This is a genomic window from Staphylococcus debuckii, assembly GCF_003718735.1.
In the GTDB taxonomy this organism is placed as follows: domain Bacteria; phylum Bacillota; class Bacilli; order Staphylococcales; family Staphylococcaceae; genus Staphylococcus; species Staphylococcus debuckii.
This window is the reverse complement of the sequence record NZ_CP033460.1, coordinates 1-19,616: the sequence shown is the minus strand read 5'-3', so window position 1 is coordinate 19,616 and position 19,616 is coordinate 1. Positions and strand designations below refer to the sequence as shown.

Below are 19,616 nucleotides of genomic sequence, written 5' to 3'. Positions count from 1 at the left end.
ATGAAAGAACATTCAATGTATATGAGTGAATGGATGGAACATGGTGAAGAAACACCTGTGGTAATGTCTTCACGCATTCGACTCGCAAGAAACTTGGATAATCATGTGCACCCCTTAATGTTTACTTCAGATATTGAAGGTCAAAAGGTAATTAATGAAGTACAAGATGCATTGCCGAAAATGCAAACTTTGCAGCTGAGCAATCTGGAACAAAGAGATAAACTTAAACTTGTAGCCAAACATTTAATTAGTTCAGAGCTGATTAAACAACCTGCCTCAGCAGTATTGTTGAATGAAGATGAATCATTAAGCATAATGGTAAATGAAGAAGATCATATCCGGATTCAAACAATGAGTACCGATATGAATCTTGAATCTTTATTTCAAAAGGCTTCAGAAGTGGACGATGAGTTAGATCGCAAACTCAGCATAAGCTTTGACGAAACACTTGGTTATCTTACAACCTGTCCCACGAATATTGGTACAGGAATGCGTGCCAGCGTAATGTTGCATTTGCCCGGCCTTTCGATTACCAAACGTATGAATCGAATCGCGCAAACGATTAACCGCTTCGGCTTCACCATCAGAGGCATTTATGGTGAAGGCTCGCAAGTGTATGGCCACGTCTTCCAAGTTTCAAACCAATTGACGTTGGGAAGAACAGAAGAACAAATTATAGAAACATTAATAGAGATTGTACAACAAATCATTACAGAAGAATTGAATGTCAGAAAACAATTGGATCAACATAGTTCAGTTGAAATGGAAAATCGCATCTATCGTTCTTTCGGATTGTTGCGATATAGTCGCTTGATGTCACTTGAAGAAGCGGCAATGCGACTCAGCGAAGTGAAACTAGGTATAGATTTAGGGTATATTGAAATACCAGACTTTAATTTTAATGAAATGATGGTCGCTATACAAACACCATTTTTAATAAATGACACAGATGAAGTATCGATAAATGAACAAAGAGCAAATATTATTAGAGAACATATAAAATAGGAGGTTATGCTATGTTATTCGGCAGACTTACAGAACGTGCACAGCGTGTATTAGCGCATGCACAAGAAGAAGCGATTCGTTTGAATCACTCAAATATCGGAACTGAACACTTACTTCTCGGTTTAATGAAAGAACCAGAAGGCATCGCAGCTAAAGTATTAGAAAGTTTCGGTATTACAGAAGATCTTGTAGTAGCAGAAGTAGAGAAACTAATCGGACAAGGTCAAGAACAAGTCGGCACATTGCACTATACGCCAAGAGCTAAGAAAGTTATCGAACTTTCAATGGATGAAGCACGTAAACTTCACCATAATTTCGTCGGAACAGAGCATATCTTGCTTGGTTTAATCCGTGAAAATGAAGGCGTAGCAGCACGTGTGTTTGCAAACTTAGACTTAAATATTACAAAAGCACGTGCTCAAGTTGTTAAAGCACTTGGCAGTCCGGAAATGAGCAACAAAAATGCGCAAGCCGCAAAATCTAATAACACACCGACATTAGATGGTTTAGCACGTGATTTAACAGCGATTGCTAAAGACGGCACATTAGATCCTGTTGTCGGACGTGACGCAGAAATCACACGTGTGATCGAAGTATTGAGCCGTCGTACTAAAAACAACCCAGTATTAATCGGGGAACCTGGTGTAGGTAAAACAGCAATTGCAGAAGGCTTAGCTCAAGCGATTGTGAATAATGAAGTACCTGAAACATTGAAAAATAAACGTGTGATGTCTCTAGATATGGGCACAGTGGTTGCTGGTACTAAATATCGTGGTGAATTCGAAGAAAGACTTAAAAAAGTAATGGAAGAAATTCGCCAAGCAGGTGATGTTATCTTATTCATCGATGAATTGCACACATTAATCGGTGCAGGCGGTGCTGAAGGCGCAATTGATGCCTCTAACATCTTGAAACCAGCACTTGCACGTGGTGAATTGCAAGCAATCGGTGCCACAACATTAGACGAATATCGTAAACACATTGAAAAAGACGCAGCGTTAGAACGTCGTTTCCAACCTGTACAAGTAGATGAACCAACTGTTGAAGACACAGTATCTATCTTGAAAGGTCTACGTGATCGTTATGAAGCACATCACCGTATTAATATCTCTGATGAAGCTATCGAAGCAGCAGCACGTTTAAGTGACCGTTACGTTTCAGATCGCTTCTTACCAGATAAAGCTATCGACTTAATCGATGAAGCAAGTTCTAAAGTAAGACTTAAAAGTCATACCACACCAACAAACTTGAAAGAAATCGAACAAGAAATTGAAAAAGTGAAAAACGAAAAAGATGCAGCTGTACATTCACAAGAATTTGAAAATGCTGCTAACCTTCGTGATAAACAAACTAAATTAGAAAAACAATATGAAGACGCTAAAAACGAATGGAAAAATGCACAAGGCGGTTCTAATACCACATTAAGTGAAAATGACATCGCTGAAGTGATTGCAGGATGGACTGGTATTCCATTGACTCGTCTGAACGAAACAGAATCAGAACGTCTGTTGAACTTAGAAGACACATTGCATGAACGTGTTATCGGTCAAAAAGATGCTGTCACTTCAATCAGTAAAGCCGTAAGACGTGCTCGTGCAGGATTGAAAGACCCTAAACGTCCAATCGGAAGCTTTATCTTCTTAGGACCAACTGGTGTAGGTAAAACAGAATTGGCTCGTGCCTTAGCTGAATCAATGTTCGGGGACGAAGATGCAATGATTCGTGTAGACATGAGTGAGTTCATGGAAAAACACTCAGTCAGTCGTTTAGTTGGTGCCCCTCCAGGCTATGTAGGTCATGATGACGGCGGACAATTAACTGAAAAAGTAAGACGTAAACCTTATTCAGTTATCTTGTTTGATGAAATCGAAAAAGCACATCCAGATGTATTCAATATCTTGCTTCAAGTCTTAGATGATGGTTTCTTAACTGATACTAAAGGACGCAGAGTCGATTTCCGTAACACAGTCATTGTTATGACTTCAAACGTTGGTGCACAAGAATTACAAGACCAACGCTTTACAGGCTTCGGCGGCGGTTCATCAGAAGGCCAAGACTATGAAACAATTCGCAGTACAATGTTGAAAGAATTGAAAAATGCCTTCCGCCCTGAATTCTTAAACCGTGTAGATGACATTATCGTCTTCCACAAACTTAATAAAGAAGAATTAAAAGAAATCGTAACTAAAATGGTTAATAAACTTACAGAACGCTTATCTGAACAAGATATTAATATCAGCGTTACTGAAAAAGCTAAAGAAAAAATTGCTGAAGAAGGTTACGACCCTCAATATGGTGCACGTCCGCTTATCAGAGCAATTCAAAAAACAGTTGAAGACAACTTGAGTGAATTGATCTTAGACGGCAACCAATTAGAAGGCAAAGATGTAGTTGTTGATCATAACGGCGAAAAATTTGAATATAACATCAATGATCGTGAAACAGATGAAACGGTTAAAACAGCTACAAAAGCGTAAAATCAAATACAAATCAAATAGATAGAGTAAGAGCATGCGTTGCATTGTAATGTCAGCGTGTGCTCTTTCTTTATGCATTTGAGACCCTGTAAAAATTCAAAATCTGATATGATGGAATTTAGCATAGTAAAGGTGTAAAATAATTATGCTTTTCACAAAAAATAGGAGGTGTGAAATTGGCAAAGAAAAAAGTCATTTTTGAGTGTATGGCATGTGGGTACCAATCTCCGAAATGGATGGGTAAATGTCCGAATTGCGGAGCTTGGAACCAAATGGAAGAAGTCGTTGAAAAGAAAGAAGCACCAAGCGGCAGAGGCATGCGTACACGTGAGCAGACAGCGAAAGTAACGAAGCTGAATCAAGTACAAAATGAGACGACTCCACGTATTCAAACGAGTTCTCCTGAATTCGACAGAGTCTTAGGAGGCGGTGTTGTACAAGGGTCGCTGGTCTTAATCGGCGGAGATCCAGGGATTGGTAAATCTACGTTGCTGCTGCAAATCTGTTCAGCCTTATCACAAAAGAAAAAAGTATTATATATAACAGGTGAAGAATCACTTAACCAAACAAAATTGCGTGCAGATCGTCTAGACGAAGATTCTAGCAATTTGAACGTATTTGCAGAAACAGATTTAGAAGTGATTAAAGAAGCGGTCAAACAGACACAACCTGATTTAGTAGTGGTAGATTCGATTCAAACAATTTACCACCCGGATATCAATTCTGCGCCAGGTTCGGTCTCGCAAGTAAGAGAAAGTACGCAAATTTTAATGGGCATTGCAAAGCAGATGAATATTGCGACCTTTATAGTAGGACATGTAACGAAAGAAGGCCAAATTGCAGGGCCGAGATTACTAGAACACATGGTGGATACAGTATTGTATTTTGAAGGTGATGAACACCATGCCTATCGTATCTTGCGCGCAGTTAAAAACCGCTTCGGCTCAACTAACGAAATGGGTATTTTTGAAATGAAACATAGCGGATTAAAGGGCGTGAAAAATCCTTCCGAAATGTTCTTAGAAGAACGTTCTACCAATGTAGCAGGTTCGACTATCGTGCCAACCATGGAAGGTACCAGACCGCTATTGATTGAAGTACAAGCCTTGGTTACACCGACAACTTTCAATAATCCTAGACGGATGGCTACAGGTATCGACCATAACCGTTTGAATTTATTGATGGCTGTACTTGAGAAGAAGGAAAGCTATTTATTGCAACAGCAAGATGCTTATATCAAAGTAGCAGGCGGGGTCAGATTAACTGAACCAGCTGTCGATTTAGCAATTATTGCTTCGATTGCTTCTAGTTTTAAAGATCAGCCAGTCAACGGAATGGATTGCTATGTGGGTGAAGTAGGATTGACTGGTGAAGTACGTCGCGTTTCACGCATTGAGCAACGCGTACAAGAAGCAGCGAAACTTGGATTTAAACGTGTGATTATCCCTAAAACAAATATTGGCGGTTGGGATTTCCCTGATGGAATCCAAGTTATCGGCGTCACAAGTGTACATGAAGCGCTTGATTTCGCCTTGATGAAACGCTGAGACAGATAAAGAGAGGGGGACATCAGCGTGAAAATTATTAGAATGATTGTGATAGCAAGCTATATTATCTTAGGTGCCACACTCGGTGTTATTATAATCCCGTCAGTGGCACGTGATACAGGAATACTGCATACTTATCCTTGGCTTGCCAACAAATATATTATCAGCTTAATTGGTATACTAATATTCTTTTTAATCTTTGGAATATTTATTCCGCGCATCACGAAATATGTGCGAAAGCTTGAAATCTTTATTATGCGTCATAGCGCAATCGAAATTTTATTTGCAGCCATTGGTTTGATTATGGGCTTATTAATTTCTGTAATGATTTCTTTCATCTTAAATTTAATTGGTTCTTCATTATTTCTTCATGTTTTACCTATTATCATTACAGTCTTCTTAAGTTACTTAGGGTTCCAATTCGGTTTGAAAAAAAGAGACGAGATGTTGATGTTTCTGCCTGAAAAAATGGCACGTTCAGCACAATTGAACACCTACAGTGCTGCGCCTAAAATTATTGATACCAGCGCAGTCATTGATGGCAGAATTTTAGAAGTGATAGAATGCGGATTCTTAGATGGTGAGATATTAATTCCGCAAGGTGTGATCAATGAACTTCAAATTGTGGCAGATTCTACAGATAGCGTGAAGAGAGATAAAGGGCAACGTGGGTTAGATATCTTGAATCGTCTGCACGACAATACGTATCCTACGCGGATTATACATCCTCAAAAATCATATAATGATATTGATGCGTTGTTAATTAAATTAGCACATAAATATAAAGCAGATGTGATTACTACTGATTTTAATTTAAATAAAATCTGCCACGTTCAAGGCGTGAAAGTCTTAAACGTCAACGATTTATCGGAAGCGGTGAAACCGACTGTGCGTCAAGGCGATCAGATGAATCTCTTGCTGACAAAAATAGGGAAAGAGCCTGGTCAAGGTGTCGGCTATTTAGAAGATGGTACGATGGTAGTGATTGATGATGCGAAAACATATGTAGGTGAATATGTAGATATTGAAATCATAAGTATTTTACAAACTTCGTCGGGCCGTATTATATTTGCTAAATTAATTTAAATCCAACCTTTTTAAAAAGAAAACTTCAGAGCGCTCTGTTAGATTTTTGCAAGCATTGGGCTTACCAAATAGCGCTCGTAATGCTACAATAAATAAGAATGGATACAGAATGTTTGATGATTTTTGTGTCACGAAATGAACTGTTGATTCCAGACAATGGTGTAAGACTGCAACACTGAATACACTGGCATTCTATATGAATAAGGAGAAAGCTAAGACAACAAAGAGCAACTTGCTTTTTGAGGTTTTCTTTTCCGAAAAACAATAAAAACAGGAGTGAACGATATAATGAGTGAACGCGTAAGAGTAAGATATGCACCGAGTCCAACAGGTTATTTGCATATCGGAAACGCTAGAACAGCACTATTCAACTACTTATTTGCTAAACATTATGATGGAGATTTTATTGTACGTATTGAAGATACAGATAAAAAACGTAACTTAGATGATGGTGAATCTTCTCAATTCAGCAATTTGGAATGGTTAGGTCTTGAGTGGGATGAATCAGTGGACAAAGATAAAGGTTACGGTCCGTACCGCCAATCAGAACGTGCGAAATTCTATGATCCTTTAGTGGAACAATTATTAGCAGAAGATAAAGCTTATAAATGTTATATGACTGAAGAAGAATTAGAACAAGAACGTGAAGAACAGATTGCACGTGGCGCAACACCGCGTTACGCAGGTAAACATGCTCATTTAACACCTGAAGAAGAAGCGGCATTCGAAGCAGAAGGCCGTCAACCTTCAATTCGTTTCCGTGTGCCTAAAGGTAAAGTCTATAAATTCGATGATATGGTTAAGGGTGAAGTATCGTTTGAATCTGATAATATCGGCGACTGGGTTATTGTGAAAAAAGACGGTGTTCCGACTTATAACTTCGCTGTAGCAGCAGATGATCATTATATGGAAATTTCTGATGTTATCCGTGGCGATGATCACGTTTCAAACACACCTAAACAATTAATGATTTATGAAGCGTTCGGTTGGGAACCACCACGTTTCGGTCACATTTCACTTATCGTGAATGAACAACGCAAAAAATTAAGTAAACGTGACGGTCAAATCTTGCAATTTATCGAACAATATCGTGACTTAGGTTACTTGCCTGAAGCATTGTTCAACTTTATTACATTGCTTGGCTGGTCTCCTGAAGGTGAAGAAGAAATCTTCTCTAAAGAAGAATTCATTAAAATCTTCGATGAAAACCGCTTGCAAAAATCACCTGCTTTCTTTGATAAGAAAAAATTAGCTTGGGTGAACAACCAATATATGAAACAAAAAGACTCTGAAAAAGTCTTTGAATTGGCTTTACCTCACTTAATCAATGCTGGTTTAATTCCTGAATCTCCTTCTGAAGCAGATTTAGACTGGGGCCGCAAATTGATTGGCTTATATCAAAAAGAAATGAGTTATGCGGGTGAAATTGTACCGTTATCTGAAATGTTCTTCCGTGATGAAATTGAATTGAATGACGAAGAAAAAGAAGTTATCAGCGGTGAACAAGTGCCAGAATTAATGAATCACTTGTATGGCAAATTGGAAGCTTTAGAACCGTTTGAAGCGGCTGAAATCAAAAAAACAATCAAAGCAGTTCAAAAAGAAACTGGTATTAAAGGCAAACAATTATTCATGCCGATTCGTGTAGCTGTAACTGGTGAAATGCACGGACCAGAATTACCAAATACGATGGAAGTATTAGGTAAAGAAAAAGTACTTACACGCTTGAAAAAATATCTGTAAAATATATTGAAGTTGCTTGAATTTTTGAAATAAACCACCTATTATTAAAGGTGATTACTGAGGATTAGTAGATAGTAGTTTATGTTCAGAGAGTGTGCGGAAGCTGAGAGCACATCATAACTATTATTGAATGCACCTTGGCGTATGAAATAATGAATACGGGTTATTTGAGAGTATGTAAGAAATCGCTTGAGCGGTATTTCAACATGCTGAAGAAGAGTGGAACCGTGCGATTGCACCTCTGACATTAAGTTGTTAGAGGTGCTTTTTTTATAATTAGGAGGGGATTACGTGTTTAGAAGAATGAGAGACGATATAAAAATGGTGTTTGAACAAGACCCTGCTGCCAGAACAGCATTCGAAGTTGCAACAACTTATGCAGGACTACATGCAGTTTGGAGTCACTTAGTGGCTCATAAATTATATAATAAGCAGCATTATGTGGCTGCGCGTATTATTTCGCAAGTTTCACGGTTTTTTACAGGTATTGAAATTCATCCGGGAGCTAAAATAGGTAAACGTTTATTCATTGACCATGGCATGGGTGTAGTTATCGGGGAGACATGTACTATCGGTGATAACGTTACAATTTATCAAGGTGTGACGCTTGGCGGTACTGGTAAAGAGAAAGGGAAACGTCACCCTGACATCGGGGACAACGTTTTAATTGCTGCAGGTTCAAAAATTCTAGGCAATATCAAAGTAGATTCTAATGTTAATATCGGAGCGAATTCGGTTGTACTGCAAAATGTACCAAGCTATACAACAGTAGTAGGTATTCCAGGACATATTGTGAAACAACATGGTAAACGTATCGGTAAAAACTTTGACCATCTCAATCTGCCAGATCCAATTTACGAACAAATGAAACAATTAGAAAAGCAACTAGAGCAAGTTAAGAATGGAGAGATTCAAGATGATTACATTATATAATACTTTAACAAGACAAAAAGAACCCTTTGAACCGCTAGAACCGGGTAAAGTTAAAATGTACGTCTGCGGGCCAACGGTTTATAACTATATTCATATCGGAAACGCACGTCCTGCTATCAATTATGATGTGGTGCGCCGTTACTTCGAATATAAAGGTTATGATGTCAATTACGTCTCTAACTTTACAGATGTGGATGACAAATTGATCAAACGCTCTAAAGAGTTGAATGAAAGTGTCCCTGAAATTGCGGACCGTTACATCCAAGCTTTTTACGAAGATACAGGTGCTTTAAATGTTAAAAAAGCGACTTCTAATCCGCGCGTTATGAATCATATGGATGATATTATCGCATTCATTAAAGATTTAGTAGATAAAGGCTATGCTTACGAAAGTGGCGGAGATGTTTATTTCCGCACACGTAAATTCGAAGACTATGGTAAATTAAGCCATCAATCTATTGATGATTTGAAGGTCGGCGCACGTATTGAATCAGGTGAACAAAAAGAAGATGCGTTGGACTTTACACTATGGAAAAAAGCCAAACCAGGCGAAATCAGCTGGGATAGTCCATTTGGTAAAGGGCGTCCAGGTTGGCATATTGAATGCTCAGTAATGGCATATAATGAACTGGGTGAAACGATTGATATTCACGCAGGTGGCAGTGATTTGCAATTCCCTCACCACGAAAATGAAATTGCACAATCAGAGGCACATAACCATGCACCATTTGCAAACTACTGGATGCATAATGGATTTATTAATATTGATAATGAGAAAATGAGTAAGTCATTAGGCAACTTTGTGTTAGTGCATGACATTATTAAAGAAGTGGACCCAGATGTATTACGTTTCTTTATGATCAGTGTGCATTACCGCAGTCCAATCAATTACAATATGGAACTAGTTGAGTCAGCTAAAAGCGGTTTGGAACGTATCCGCAACAGTTATCAAGCCATCGAAGAACGTGAAGCCATTGCAACAGATATTGAAGAACAATCTGAATATATCGAACAAGTTGATCAATTGTTGGCACAATTTGAGAAAGTAATGGATGACGATTTCAATACAGCAAATGCGATTACTACTTGGTATGATTTAGCGAAATTAGCGAATAAATATGTATTGGAAAATACCACTTCTAAAAAAGTAATCGCTCGCTTTAAAGAAGTCTTCCAAATCTTCAGTGATGTCTTAGGTGTTCCATTAAAAGGTAAACAACAAGATGAATTGTTGGATGAAGATATTGAAGCCTTAATTGAAGAACGTAATGAAGCACGAAAAAATAAAGACTTTGCACGCGCTGATGAAATTCGTGATCAATTAAAAGAACAAAATATTATCCTTGAAGATACTGCACAAGGCGTGAGATTCAAACGTGGATAATATAAATAATATAAAACTGCTGAACCCATTATCTTTAGCATATATGGGGGATGCAGTTTTAGACCAATTTGTCCGCAAACATATCATTTTGAAATTACGTGCAAAGCCGAATCGTTTGCATCAGCAAGCTAAACAATATGTAACTGCTAAAAGCCAAGCTGCTACGCTGGATTTTCTGATGCAAGAAGACTGGTTTACAGAAGAAGAACAAGAAATCATACGACGAGGCCGTAATGCTAAAAGTCATACTAAAGCTAAAAACACTGACGTACAGACTTATCGTAAGAGTTCGGGGTTAGAAGCGGTAATAGGCTATTTATATTTAGAAAATAAAGAAGAAAGACTGCAAGCATTATTAGAAAGTATTGTAACTGCAGTAGAAGAAAGGGAGTGACGGACGTGGAAGATTCAGTGATTGTCGGACGACATGCCGTTAAAGAAGCCATTACATCAGGACATTCAATCAACAAAATCTTAATTCAAGATGGCGTAAAAAAACAACAACTTGAAGAAATATTAAAACATGCAAAAAATCAAAAAATAGTGGTCCAAACTGTCCCAAAATCAAAATTAGATCATTTAGCTGAAGCGCCGCATCAAGGGGTCGCTGCATTAGTGGCACCGTATGAATATGCTGAGTTAGACGACTTGCTCGCTCAATTGCAAGACAAAGAAGGATTGCCGACTTTGGTAATACTAGACGGATTAGAAGATCCTCATAATCTAGGGTCTATTCTACGTACCGCAGATGCTGCAGATGTGGACGGAGTCATTATTCCGAAAAGACGTTCTGTAGCCTTGACCCAAACTGTTGCCAAAGCTTCTGCAGGCGCCATTCAACATGTACCTGTAGTACGCGTGACAAACTTATCTCAAACCATGGATCAATTGAAAGATAAAGGTTACTGGATAGCAGGTACAGCTGCTGATAATGCAACAGACTATCGACAAATGGCAGTCGACATGCCGCTTGCTATTGTTATCGGTAATGAAGGTCACGGTATGAGCAGATTGGTGAAAGAAAAATGTGATTTTTATATTAAAATTCCTATGGCGGGCCATATCAACAGCTTAAACGCTTCTGTAGCTGCGAGCTTGATGATATATGAGATTTATCGCAAACGCCATCCGGCAGGTGAATAAATCATGAAGGATCGTTATTTAATTATTGATGGTTATAACATGATAGGTCAAAGCAGCTATCTGACAAATTTAGCTAAAGATAGTTTAGAAGAAGCTAGAGAAAAGTTGTTGTTATCGATAGGTAATTATAATGCTGCAGTAGCAGGTGAAATTATTTGTGTGTTTGATGCCTACGAACAAGAGGGCAATGAAAGCGTGAGTTACTATCATGGGATTAAAACTATTTTTACAAAAGAAAATGAAACAGCAGATAGCTATATAGAACGACTTGTGTATGATTTGTACGATAAGCATACGACACATATCGCTGTAGTAACGAGTGATTTGAGTGAACAGCATGCTATTTTTGGAACAGGTGCTTATCGTATCCCTTCGCGGGAAATGTGGCAAAATATCAAGTTGAACGAAGCGAGCGTTAATACATCAATGAAATCCTTTGACAATAACAAGCCGAGAACTCGCATTCCTCTGTCAGATGAGGTGCTCACAGAATTTGAAAAAATACGGCGCGGCAACCAAGAAAAATAAAATTTTGCAAGTTGATTAACGAAGATGAATTCAGGTATGCTAATTTCACTTTCTGTGAAAGGAACAATGCCATGCCTCAGCATCCCAGTGAAATCACCACGAAAATCACCTCGTTAATTTTACGCGCTCAAGCAGAAGACAAAGAAGCGGTTAACCAGTTGCTTATCCTATTACAGCCCTTGATCCGTCAACGTATTCAAAATAAAAGTATCGCATTTTCAGATTGTGATGACTTACTCCAAGATATCTCTCTTAGAATTTGCAGAAATATAGATAAATATCAACTATCAACCAGTACACCCTTTGACCATTTTCTAAATCGTTTAATTAAAACTTCAAAGTTTGATTACTACCGAAAACAAACCAGATTGAATAAACAGCACCAATGTTTGATAGAAGAAGCGCGAAGTCGATATGAGACCGCTGTTTCAGAACAAAGCATTGAGGAAAGATTAATTATAGAAGAAGCAAGGGAAAAGTTGGATTCTTATTGCAAGAAATTAAGTAAACTAGAACAAGAAGTAGTACAATATATATTGGATGACTATTCTCCGCAAAAACAGCATATGCGATAGGGATTACGGAAAAAGCAGTATATAATGCTCTTTATCGCTGTAAAACAAAATTGCGCAAAGAATACAAACAATATGAATGAAATACCATACTTATTTTACATATAGGCACAACTTACAATTGATTAGTCGTTTGACATTGTAAGGGTTTCTTATGTATAGTAAGTGAGTATTTAATATAGGTAAGGTGAAGGTATTATGAAGAAAGTCCCGCTCAATTGTGAAGTATGCGGAAATAGAAATTATACCGTTCCAAAGAACAGCGACCTTGCAGAGAGATTAGTATTGAAGAAGTATTGCAAAACTTGTAATGCACATACGATACACAAGGAATCGAAGTAGTTGCCTTGCGCCACGATGAATTTAATGACTAATTGGAGGTACGACAATGGCTGAAGATAAGAAAAAAGCACCTAAAGATAGTTTCTTTAAAGGCGTTATTTCTGAAATGGAGAAGACAAGTTGGCCGACTAAAGAAGAATTGTTGAAATATACAACTATTGTTATCGTAACAGTAGTATTCTTCTTACTCTTCTTCTATGCCTTAGATTTGGGAATCGGTGAATTGATAAAATTAATTAGTTAATATGAGGAGTGACAACATACATGTCTGAGGAAGTTGGAGCAAAGCGTTGGTATGCCGTGCATACTTACTCTGGCTACGAAAATAAAGTTAAAAGAATTTAGAAAAACGTGTGGAATCGATGAATATGACAGAACAAATTTTTAGAGTTGTCATACCAGAAGAAGAAGAAACACAAGTCAAAGACGGTAAAGCGAAGAAATTGACGAAAAAAACATTTCCAGGTTACGTTTTAGTGGAATTAGTAATGACAGATGAATCATGGTATGTCGTTCGAAATACACCAGGTGTAACTGGATTTGTTGGATCGGCTGGTGCTGGTTCTAAACCTAATCCGCTGCTTCCGGATGAAGTCCGCTTTATCTTGAAACAAATGGGAATGAAAGAGAAAACAATCGATGTAGAAGTTGAAGTCGGTGAACAAGTACGTATCAAATCAGGCCCATTTGCTAACCAAGTCGGTGAAGTGCAAGAAATCGAAGCAGATAAATTCAAATTGACTGTATTAGTAGATATGTTCGGTAGAGAAACTCCAGTTGAAGTAGAATTTGATCAAATCGAGAAACTTTAAGATTTAAATTGAACAGCATAAAACACTAAAAATGAAAATAGTGTTGATTTTACATTTTTTAAATGATATAATACTGTGGTCGTGCTCGCGAAGGGCAGGCCATTTCGTCACGAAATGTTTTAAGAGTGGGAGGGCAAAATTGAGCCCTGTGACCACATCACGATATCAAGGAGGTGCACATCGTGGCTAAAAAAGTAGAAAAAGTAGTTAAATTACAAATTCCTGCAGGTAAAGCGAACCCAGCACCACCAGTTGGTCCAGCATTAGGTCAAGCAGGTGTGAACATCATGGGATTCTGTAAAGAGTTCAATGCAAGAACACAAGAACAAGCAGGTTTAATTATTCCGGTAGAAATCAGTGTATATGAAGACCGTTCATTTACATTCATTACTAAAACTCCACCGGCTCCAGTACTACTTAAAAAAGCAGCTGGCGTTGAAAAAGGTTCTGGTGAACCTAACAAAAACAAAGTTGCTTCAGTAACTAAAGATCAAGTACGTGAAATCGCTCAAACAAAATGCCTGACTTAAATGCGGCTGATGAAGAAGCGGCTATGCGTATTATCGAAGGTACTGCTCGTAGTATGGGTATCACTGTAGAATAATAACGTAGCAAAGAGAGCTATTCTATAATGCATCTCTTAAACGAACAAACATAACAATTTGAAACTTGAAACAAACCGGCAGATGACTCAAAGTGAATCCAATATTTATATTGCGAACAGCTGACAGCGTCATCTGCTCTTAACTTGCAGTAGCAAGTAATGTGGGAGGACATTCCCGCTAAAACCACTAAAGGAGGAAATAATAAATGGCTAAAAAAGGTAAAAAGTATCTAGATGCTGCTAGCAAAGTTGATCGCAACGAACACTATAGTGTTGAAGACGCAATCAGCTTAGCTAAAGAAACAAGCGTTGCTAACTTTGATGCAACTGTTGAAGTAGCATTCCGTTTAGGTATCGATACTCGTAAAACGACCAGCAAATCCGTGGTGCAGTAGTATTACCGCACGGAACTGGTAAAACTCAACGTGTATTAGTATTCGCAAAAGGTGATAAAGCTTCTGAAGCAGAAGCTGCAGGCGCTGATTACGTAGGTGAATCAGAATACGCTACTAAAATCCAACAAGGCTGGTTCGACTTTGATGTAGTTGTTGCTACACCAGATATGATGGGCGAAGTTGGTAAATTAGGTCGTGTATTAGGACCTAAAGGTTTAATGCCTAACCCTAAAACAGGTACAGTAACTATGGATGTTAAAAAAGCAGTTGAAGAAATCAAAGCTGGTAAAGTTGAATACCGCGCTGAAAAAGCTGGTATCATCCACGCTTCAATTGGTAAAGTATCATTCAGCACTGAAGACTTAATTGAAAACTTCAATACGCTTCAAGATGTGATTGCTAAAGCTAAACCAGCTTCTGCAAAAGGTACTTACTTCAAATCTGTTGCAGTTACAACTACAATGGGTCCTGGTGTTAAAGTAGATACTTCTAACTTCAAACTATAATATATAACTGAAATGAATGAACTAGAGAAAATAACAAGATGTGACGTGCCGAACGAATTGATTTGAATCTGCACTTACTTGAAATTATTTTCTCTAGTTTTTTAAAACATATTGACATATCACATCTAAACCGTTATATTGGTTAATGTGATTATTTTACCTAAGACAGTAGGAGTTAATAAATAACTTAAAATCTATATCCTACCGAGGCTAAAATTGACTTGAACGTGATCTATGATAAACTTTCAAGCACTTTTTGCCGTAGGGTGAAAGTGCTTTTTTTATTGGGGTAAACCAAATGAAAAGCACCGAACTAAATTAATATGGAGGTGTCTGAATGTCTGGAATTATTGAAGCAAAAAAACAATTAGTTGAACAAATTGCAGATCAACTTAAAAATTCTGTTTCAACAGTAATCGTGAATTACCGTGGTTTAACAGTAGCTGAAGTAACAGAATTACGTAAACAATTACGTGAAGCTGGTGTTGAGTACAAAGTATACAAAAACACTATGTTACGTCGTGCTGCAGAACAAGCTGGCCTTGAAGGTCTTGACGAATTCTTAACAGGTCGACAGCTATTGCAACAACTACTGATGACGTAGTTGCTCCTGCAAAGTTATCGCTGGATTTGCAAAAGAACACGAAGCTTTAGAAATTAAAACAGGCGTAATGGACGGAAGCATTATTTCAGCTGAAGAAGTTGAAACTGTTGGTTCTTTACCATCACACGACGGTCTTGTATCTATGTTACTTTCTGTATTACAAGCTCCTGTTCGCAATTTCGCTTATGCAGTTAAAGCAGTTGGAGAATCTAAAGAAGAAGAAAGTGCTGAATAATCAGCAACGTAATATTTTATAAAACGGAGGAATATAATAATGGCTAATCAAGAACAATCATTGAAGCAATTAAAGAAATGTCAGTATTAGAATTAAATGACTTAGTAAAGCAATTGAAGAAGAATTTGGTGTAACTGCAGCAGCTCCAGTAGCAGCAGCAGGTGCAGCAGGCGCGGCGAAGCTGCTGAAAAAACTGAATTTGACGTTGAGTTAACTTCAGCTGGATCATCTAAAATCAAAGTTGTTAAAGCTGTTAAAGACGCAACTGGTTTAGGATTGAAAGATGCTAAAGAATTAGTAGACAACGCTCCTAAGTAATCAAAGAAGCTTTACCTAAAGAAGAAGCTGAAAAACTTAAAGAACAATTAGAAGAAGTTGGCGCTTCAGTAGAATTGAAATAATTCTAATCGCTAATTGAATTGAATGAAAAGAGAACGAGGCTAATAACCATTGTTAATATCGTGAAAATTAAGGTTTTCACAGCCTGAATTCTTTGAGAAATGAAAACCCCGTTATTGAGTTAACGGGGTTTTTTCTAATGTAAGCACGTTAGAATTATCCCTCACCTTATTGCCTTTCATAGCTTTATAGACTATAAATGTGTATCTAAAGGTGGATAGAAATGCATCTGCAGAGTGTTAAATAAATGAGTGTAGTATGATCATTATTATGATAGAGATCCAGAAGTAGCAAGTCATAAAGAAAATTTTAAGTATCGTTATCAGCAGGATGAATTAAACCTTATGACTGACTCAGGCGTATTTTCCAAAGGGAAGATCGATTATGGATCCGACTTATTATTAAGAACATTTCTAAAAGAACATCCTCCCGGTCCAAGTAAAACAATTATAGATGTAGGGTGCGGTTATGGGCCGATTGGATTGATGATTGCAAAGTATCTCCGCATCATAAAGTAATACTTTGGATGTTAATCATCGTGCTTTGGAATTGGCTAAAGAAAATAGCGAAAAGAACCATATTGATAATGTGGTGATACAAGAAGTGATGGATTAGCTGAAATTTCAGATGACAGTGCAGACATGATTGTAACAAACCCTCCTATCAGAGCGGGTAAATCAGTTGTACATGGAATATTAGAAGATGCATATTCAAAATTAAAAAAAGATGGGAACTTTATGTCGTAATTCAAAAGAAACAAGGCATGCCATCAGCCAAAAAGAAAATGGAGCTGTTTTGGCAATGTCACAACCCTAACTAAAGATAAAGGGTATTATATTTTAAAAAGCAAGCGGTTAACCATTGACATTTATTTTATTTCTGATATAGTATAGAATGTAAAAATTTATGTTCAAGAAGTGTGTACTTTTACTATAAAATAACAAAGTAAATCATTAATAACGCAGAATAGAAAATGGTGTCATCAGGTGTGCTGCCGTTTTCTTTTGTCTTGTTGCATTTCAAATTATTTTTTATAGTAAAAGGCATTCGAACAATTTTTGAGGGTGAATCTGTTTGGCAGGTAAATTGTCCCAATATGGAAGACATCGTAAACGTAGAAATACGCGAGAATTTCCGAGGTTTTAGAATTACCGAACCTTATCGAAATTCAAACGAAATCGTATGATTGGTTCTAAAAGAAGGATTACTGAAATGTTCAGAGATATTCTCCGATTGAAGATTTCACAGGCAACCTTCTTAGAATTTGTGATTACAGATTAGTGAACCGAAATATGATTTAGAGAATCTAAGAACCGTGACGCAACTTATGCTGCACCTCTTCGTGTCAAAGTGCGTCTCATTAACAAAGAAACAGGAGAAGTGAAAGACCAAGAAGTATTCATGGGTGACTTCCCATTAATGACTGATACTGGTACTTTCGTAATTAATGGTGCTGAACGTGTTATCGTTTCACAATTAGTTCGTTCTCCATCCGTATATTTCAATGAAAAAATAGATAAAAACGGCCGTGAAAACTATGATGCGACTGTAATTCCTAACCGTGGTGCTTGGTTGGAATTCGAAACAGATGCAAAAGACATCGTTTATGTGCGTATTGATAGAACTAGAAAATTGCCGTTGACTGTATTACTTCGTGCACTTGGTTATTCAACTGACCAATCAATCATTGATTTGTTAGGTGATAACGAGTACTTACGTAATACTCTTGAAAAAGATAGTACTGAAAATACTGAACAAGCATTATTAGAAATTTATGAACGTTTACGCCCTGGCGAACCACCTACAGTAGAAAATGCAAAAAGCTTGCTCTACTCTCGTTTCTTCGATCCAAAACGTTATGATTTAGCGAGCGTAGGCCGCTACAAAATGAACAAGAAACTTCATTTAAAACATCGTTTGTTCAACCAAAAATTGGCTGAACCGATTGTGAACAGTGATACTGGTGAAATTGTTGCTGAAGAAGGTACTGTACTAGATCGTCGTAAATTAGACGAAATCATGGATGTTCTAGAATCAAATGCTAACATCGAAGTAGATGAGTTAGATGACAGTATTGTTAATGAACCAGTAGAAATTCAATCAATCAAAGTTTACGTACCAAATGATGAAGAAGGACGTACAACAACTGTAATCGGTAACGCATTCCCTGATTCAGAGGTTAAATGCATTACACCTGCAGATATTGTTGCTTCTATGTCATACTTCTTCAACTTATTGCATGGTATCGGACAAACTGATGATATCGACCATTTAGGTAACCGTCGTTTACGTTCAGTAGGCGAATTGCTTCAAAACCAATTCAGAATCGGTTTATCAAGAATGGAACGTGTGGTACGTGAAAGAATGTCTATTCAAGACACTGATTCTATTACACCGCAACAACTTATTAATATCCGTCCAGTAATTGCTTCAATTAAAGAGTTCTTCGGAAGCTCTCAATTGTCTCAATTCATGGACCAAGCAAACCCGTTAGCTGAATTGACACACAAACGTCGTTTATCAGCATTAGGACCTGGTGGTTTAACTCGTGAACGTGCTCAAATGGAAGTACGTGACGTTCACTATTCTCACTATGGCCGTATGTGTCCGATTGAAACGCCAGAGGGTCCGAACATCGGTTTGATCAACTCATTATCTAGTTATGCTCGTGTGAACGAATTTGGTTTCATCGAAACACCATATCGTAAAGTTGACCTTGATACTAATACTGTAACTGATCAAATTGACTATCTGACTGCTGACGAAGAAGACAGTTATGTAGTAGCTCAAGCAAACTCTCGTTTAGATGATGAAGGCCACTTCCTTAGCGAAGAAGTAGTTTGTCGTTCCGTGGTAACAACACAATCATGGATCGAGAAAAAATGGACTACATGGACGTTTCTCCTAAACAAGTAGTATCAGCTGCGACAGCATGTATCCCATTCTTAGAAAACGATGACTCTAACCGTGCATTAATGGGTGCGAACATGCAACGTCAAGCAGTACCATTGATGAATCCGGAATCTCCATTTGTAGGTACAGGTATGGAACATGCTACTGCACGAGATTCAGGTGCTGCTGTTATCAACAAACACTTTGGCCGTGTAGAACATGTTGAATCAAATCAAATTAAAGTGCGTCGTATTATTGAAGAAGACGGCCAACAATTTGATGGTGAAGTAGATACGTACAGATTAGCTAAATTTAAACGTTCTAACTCAGGTACTTGTTATAACCAACGTCCTATCGTTAAGATGGCGACATTGTAAGCCAAGGCGAAATCTTAGCGGATGGTCCTTCT

The 19,616-nt window shown here is 37.7% G+C and carries 14 protein-coding genes, 7 pseudogenes and 1 other annotated feature; all 21 genes and pseudogenes read left to right on the top strand.

All coding sequences use genetic code 11. The annotated features are described in order from the left end of the window. Entirely contained in the window at nucleotides 1-1,005 is a 1,005-nt protein-coding gene (locus tag CNQ82_RS00105) for a protein arginine kinase (RefSeq protein ID WP_095106897.1), read from the top strand. An 11-nt stretch (nucleotides 1,006-1,016) separates the two neighbouring features. Beyond that, nucleotides 1,017-3,482 (top strand): ATP-dependent Clp protease ATP-binding subunit, encoded by a 2,466-nt coding sequence (locus tag CNQ82_RS00100; protein ID WP_123143545.1) that lies wholly within the window; start codon nucleotides 1,017-1,019, stop codon nucleotides 3,480-3,482. A 176-nt stretch (nucleotides 3,483-3,658) separates the two neighbouring features. After that, entirely contained in the window at nucleotides 3,659-5,029 is a 1,371-nt protein-coding gene (gene radA, locus CNQ82_RS00095; RefSeq protein ID WP_123143544.1) for a DNA repair protein RadA, read from the top strand. A gap of 27 nt (nucleotides 5,030-5,056) precedes the next feature. Then, complete coding sequence (locus tag CNQ82_RS00090; protein WP_123143543.1) at nucleotides 5,057-6,115, top strand: PIN/TRAM domain-containing protein; 1,059 nt, start codon at nucleotides 5,057-5,059, stop codon at nucleotides 6,113-6,115. A 288-nt stretch (nucleotides 6,116-6,403) separates the two neighbouring features. Next, nucleotides 6,404-7,858 (top strand): glutamate--tRNA ligase, encoded by a 1,455-nt coding sequence (gltX, locus tag CNQ82_RS00085; RefSeq protein WP_123143542.1) that lies wholly within the window; start codon nucleotides 6,404-6,406, stop codon nucleotides 7,856-7,858. Nucleotides 7,859-8,161: 303 nt separating this feature from the next. Beyond that, nucleotides 8,162-8,791 carry a serine O-acetyltransferase gene (cysE, locus tag CNQ82_RS00080; protein WP_186824455.1) on the top strand — a complete coding sequence of 210 codons (630 nt, stop codon included), beginning with the start codon at nucleotides 8,162-8,164 and terminating at the stop codon, nucleotides 8,789-8,791. Continuing rightward, on the top strand, nucleotides 8,775-10,175 hold the full coding sequence (gene cysS / locus CNQ82_RS00075; protein ID WP_123143541.1) for a cysteine--tRNA ligase: 1,401 nt from the start codon (nucleotides 8,775-8,777) through the stop codon (nucleotides 10,173-10,175). Before cysE ends, cysS begins: the two co-directional genes overlap by 17 nt. Then, complete coding sequence (locus CNQ82_RS00070) at nucleotides 10,168-10,569, top strand: Mini-ribonuclease 3 (RefSeq protein ID WP_206125366.1); 402 nt, start codon at nucleotides 10,168-10,170, stop codon at nucleotides 10,567-10,569. Before cysS ends, CNQ82_RS00070 begins: the two co-directional genes overlap by 8 nt. A 5-nt stretch (nucleotides 10,570-10,574) precedes the next feature. Further along, on the top strand, nucleotides 10,575-11,318 hold the full coding sequence (gene rlmB, locus CNQ82_RS00065) for a 23S rRNA (guanosine(2251)-2'-O)-methyltransferase RlmB (RefSeq protein ID WP_123143540.1): 744 nt from the start codon (nucleotides 10,575-10,577) through the stop codon (nucleotides 11,316-11,318). 3 nt (nucleotides 11,319-11,321) lie between these two features. Further along, nucleotides 11,322-11,846 (top strand): NYN domain-containing protein, encoded by a 525-nt coding sequence (locus tag CNQ82_RS00060; RefSeq protein WP_123143539.1) that lies wholly within the window; start codon nucleotides 11,322-11,324, stop codon nucleotides 11,844-11,846. An 11-nt stretch (nucleotides 11,847-11,857) separates the two neighbouring features. Next, nucleotides 11,858-12,421 carry a sigma factor gene (locus CNQ82_RS00055; RefSeq protein WP_240624895.1) on the top strand — a complete coding sequence of 188 codons (564 nt, stop codon included), beginning with the start codon at nucleotides 11,858-11,860 and terminating at the stop codon, nucleotides 12,419-12,421. A 195-nt stretch (nucleotides 12,422-12,616) separates the two neighbouring features. Continuing rightward, on the top strand, nucleotides 12,617-12,760 hold the full coding sequence (gene rpmG / locus CNQ82_RS00050; RefSeq protein WP_095106879.1) for a 50S ribosomal protein L33: 144 nt from the start codon (nucleotides 12,617-12,619) through the stop codon (nucleotides 12,758-12,760). Nucleotides 12,761-12,806: 46 nt separating this feature from the next. Next, nucleotides 12,807-13,004, top strand: coding sequence for a preprotein translocase subunit SecE (gene secE / locus CNQ82_RS00045; protein ID WP_123143538.1), 198 nt, complete (start codon nucleotides 12,807-12,809; stop codon nucleotides 13,002-13,004). A 20-nt stretch (nucleotides 13,005-13,024) separates the two neighbouring features. After that, nucleotides 13,025-13,572: pseudogene (gene nusG, locus CNQ82_RS00040) on the top strand (transcription termination/antitermination protein NusG). 182 nt (nucleotides 13,573-13,754) lie between these two features. After that, nucleotides 13,755-14,176 (top strand): annotated as a pseudogene (rplK, locus tag CNQ82_RS00035) (50S ribosomal protein L11). 206 nt (nucleotides 14,177-14,382) lie between these two features. Beyond that, a pseudogene (gene rplA / locus CNQ82_RS00030) lies at nucleotides 14,383-15,077 on the top strand (50S ribosomal protein L1). Nucleotides 15,078-15,218: 141 nt separating this feature from the next. Further along, nucleotides 15,219-15,368 (top strand) — a sequence feature (ribosomal protein L10 leader region). 46 nt (nucleotides 15,369-15,414) lie between these two features. Further along, nucleotides 15,415-15,916: pseudogene (rplJ, locus tag CNQ82_RS00020) on the top strand (50S ribosomal protein L10). A 77-nt stretch (nucleotides 15,917-15,993) separates the two neighbouring features. Then, nucleotides 15,994-16,050, top strand: a complete 57-nt coding sequence (locus CNQ82_RS13440) for a hypothetical protein (RefSeq protein ID WP_420876472.1) — start codon at nucleotides 15,994-15,996, stop codon at nucleotides 16,048-16,050. Further along, nucleotides 16,040-16,317 (top strand): annotated as a pseudogene (gene rplL, locus CNQ82_RS00015) (50S ribosomal protein L7/L12). Before CNQ82_RS13440 ends, rplL begins: the two are co-directional and overlap by 11 nt. 342 nt (nucleotides 16,318-16,659) lie before the next feature. Next, nucleotides 16,660-17,061: pseudogene (locus CNQ82_RS13215) on the top strand (methyltransferase). 328 nt (nucleotides 17,062-17,389) lie between these two features. Beyond that, a pseudogene (rpoB, locus tag CNQ82_RS00005) lies at nucleotides 17,390-19,616 on the top strand (DNA-directed RNA polymerase subunit beta); the annotation flags it as partial.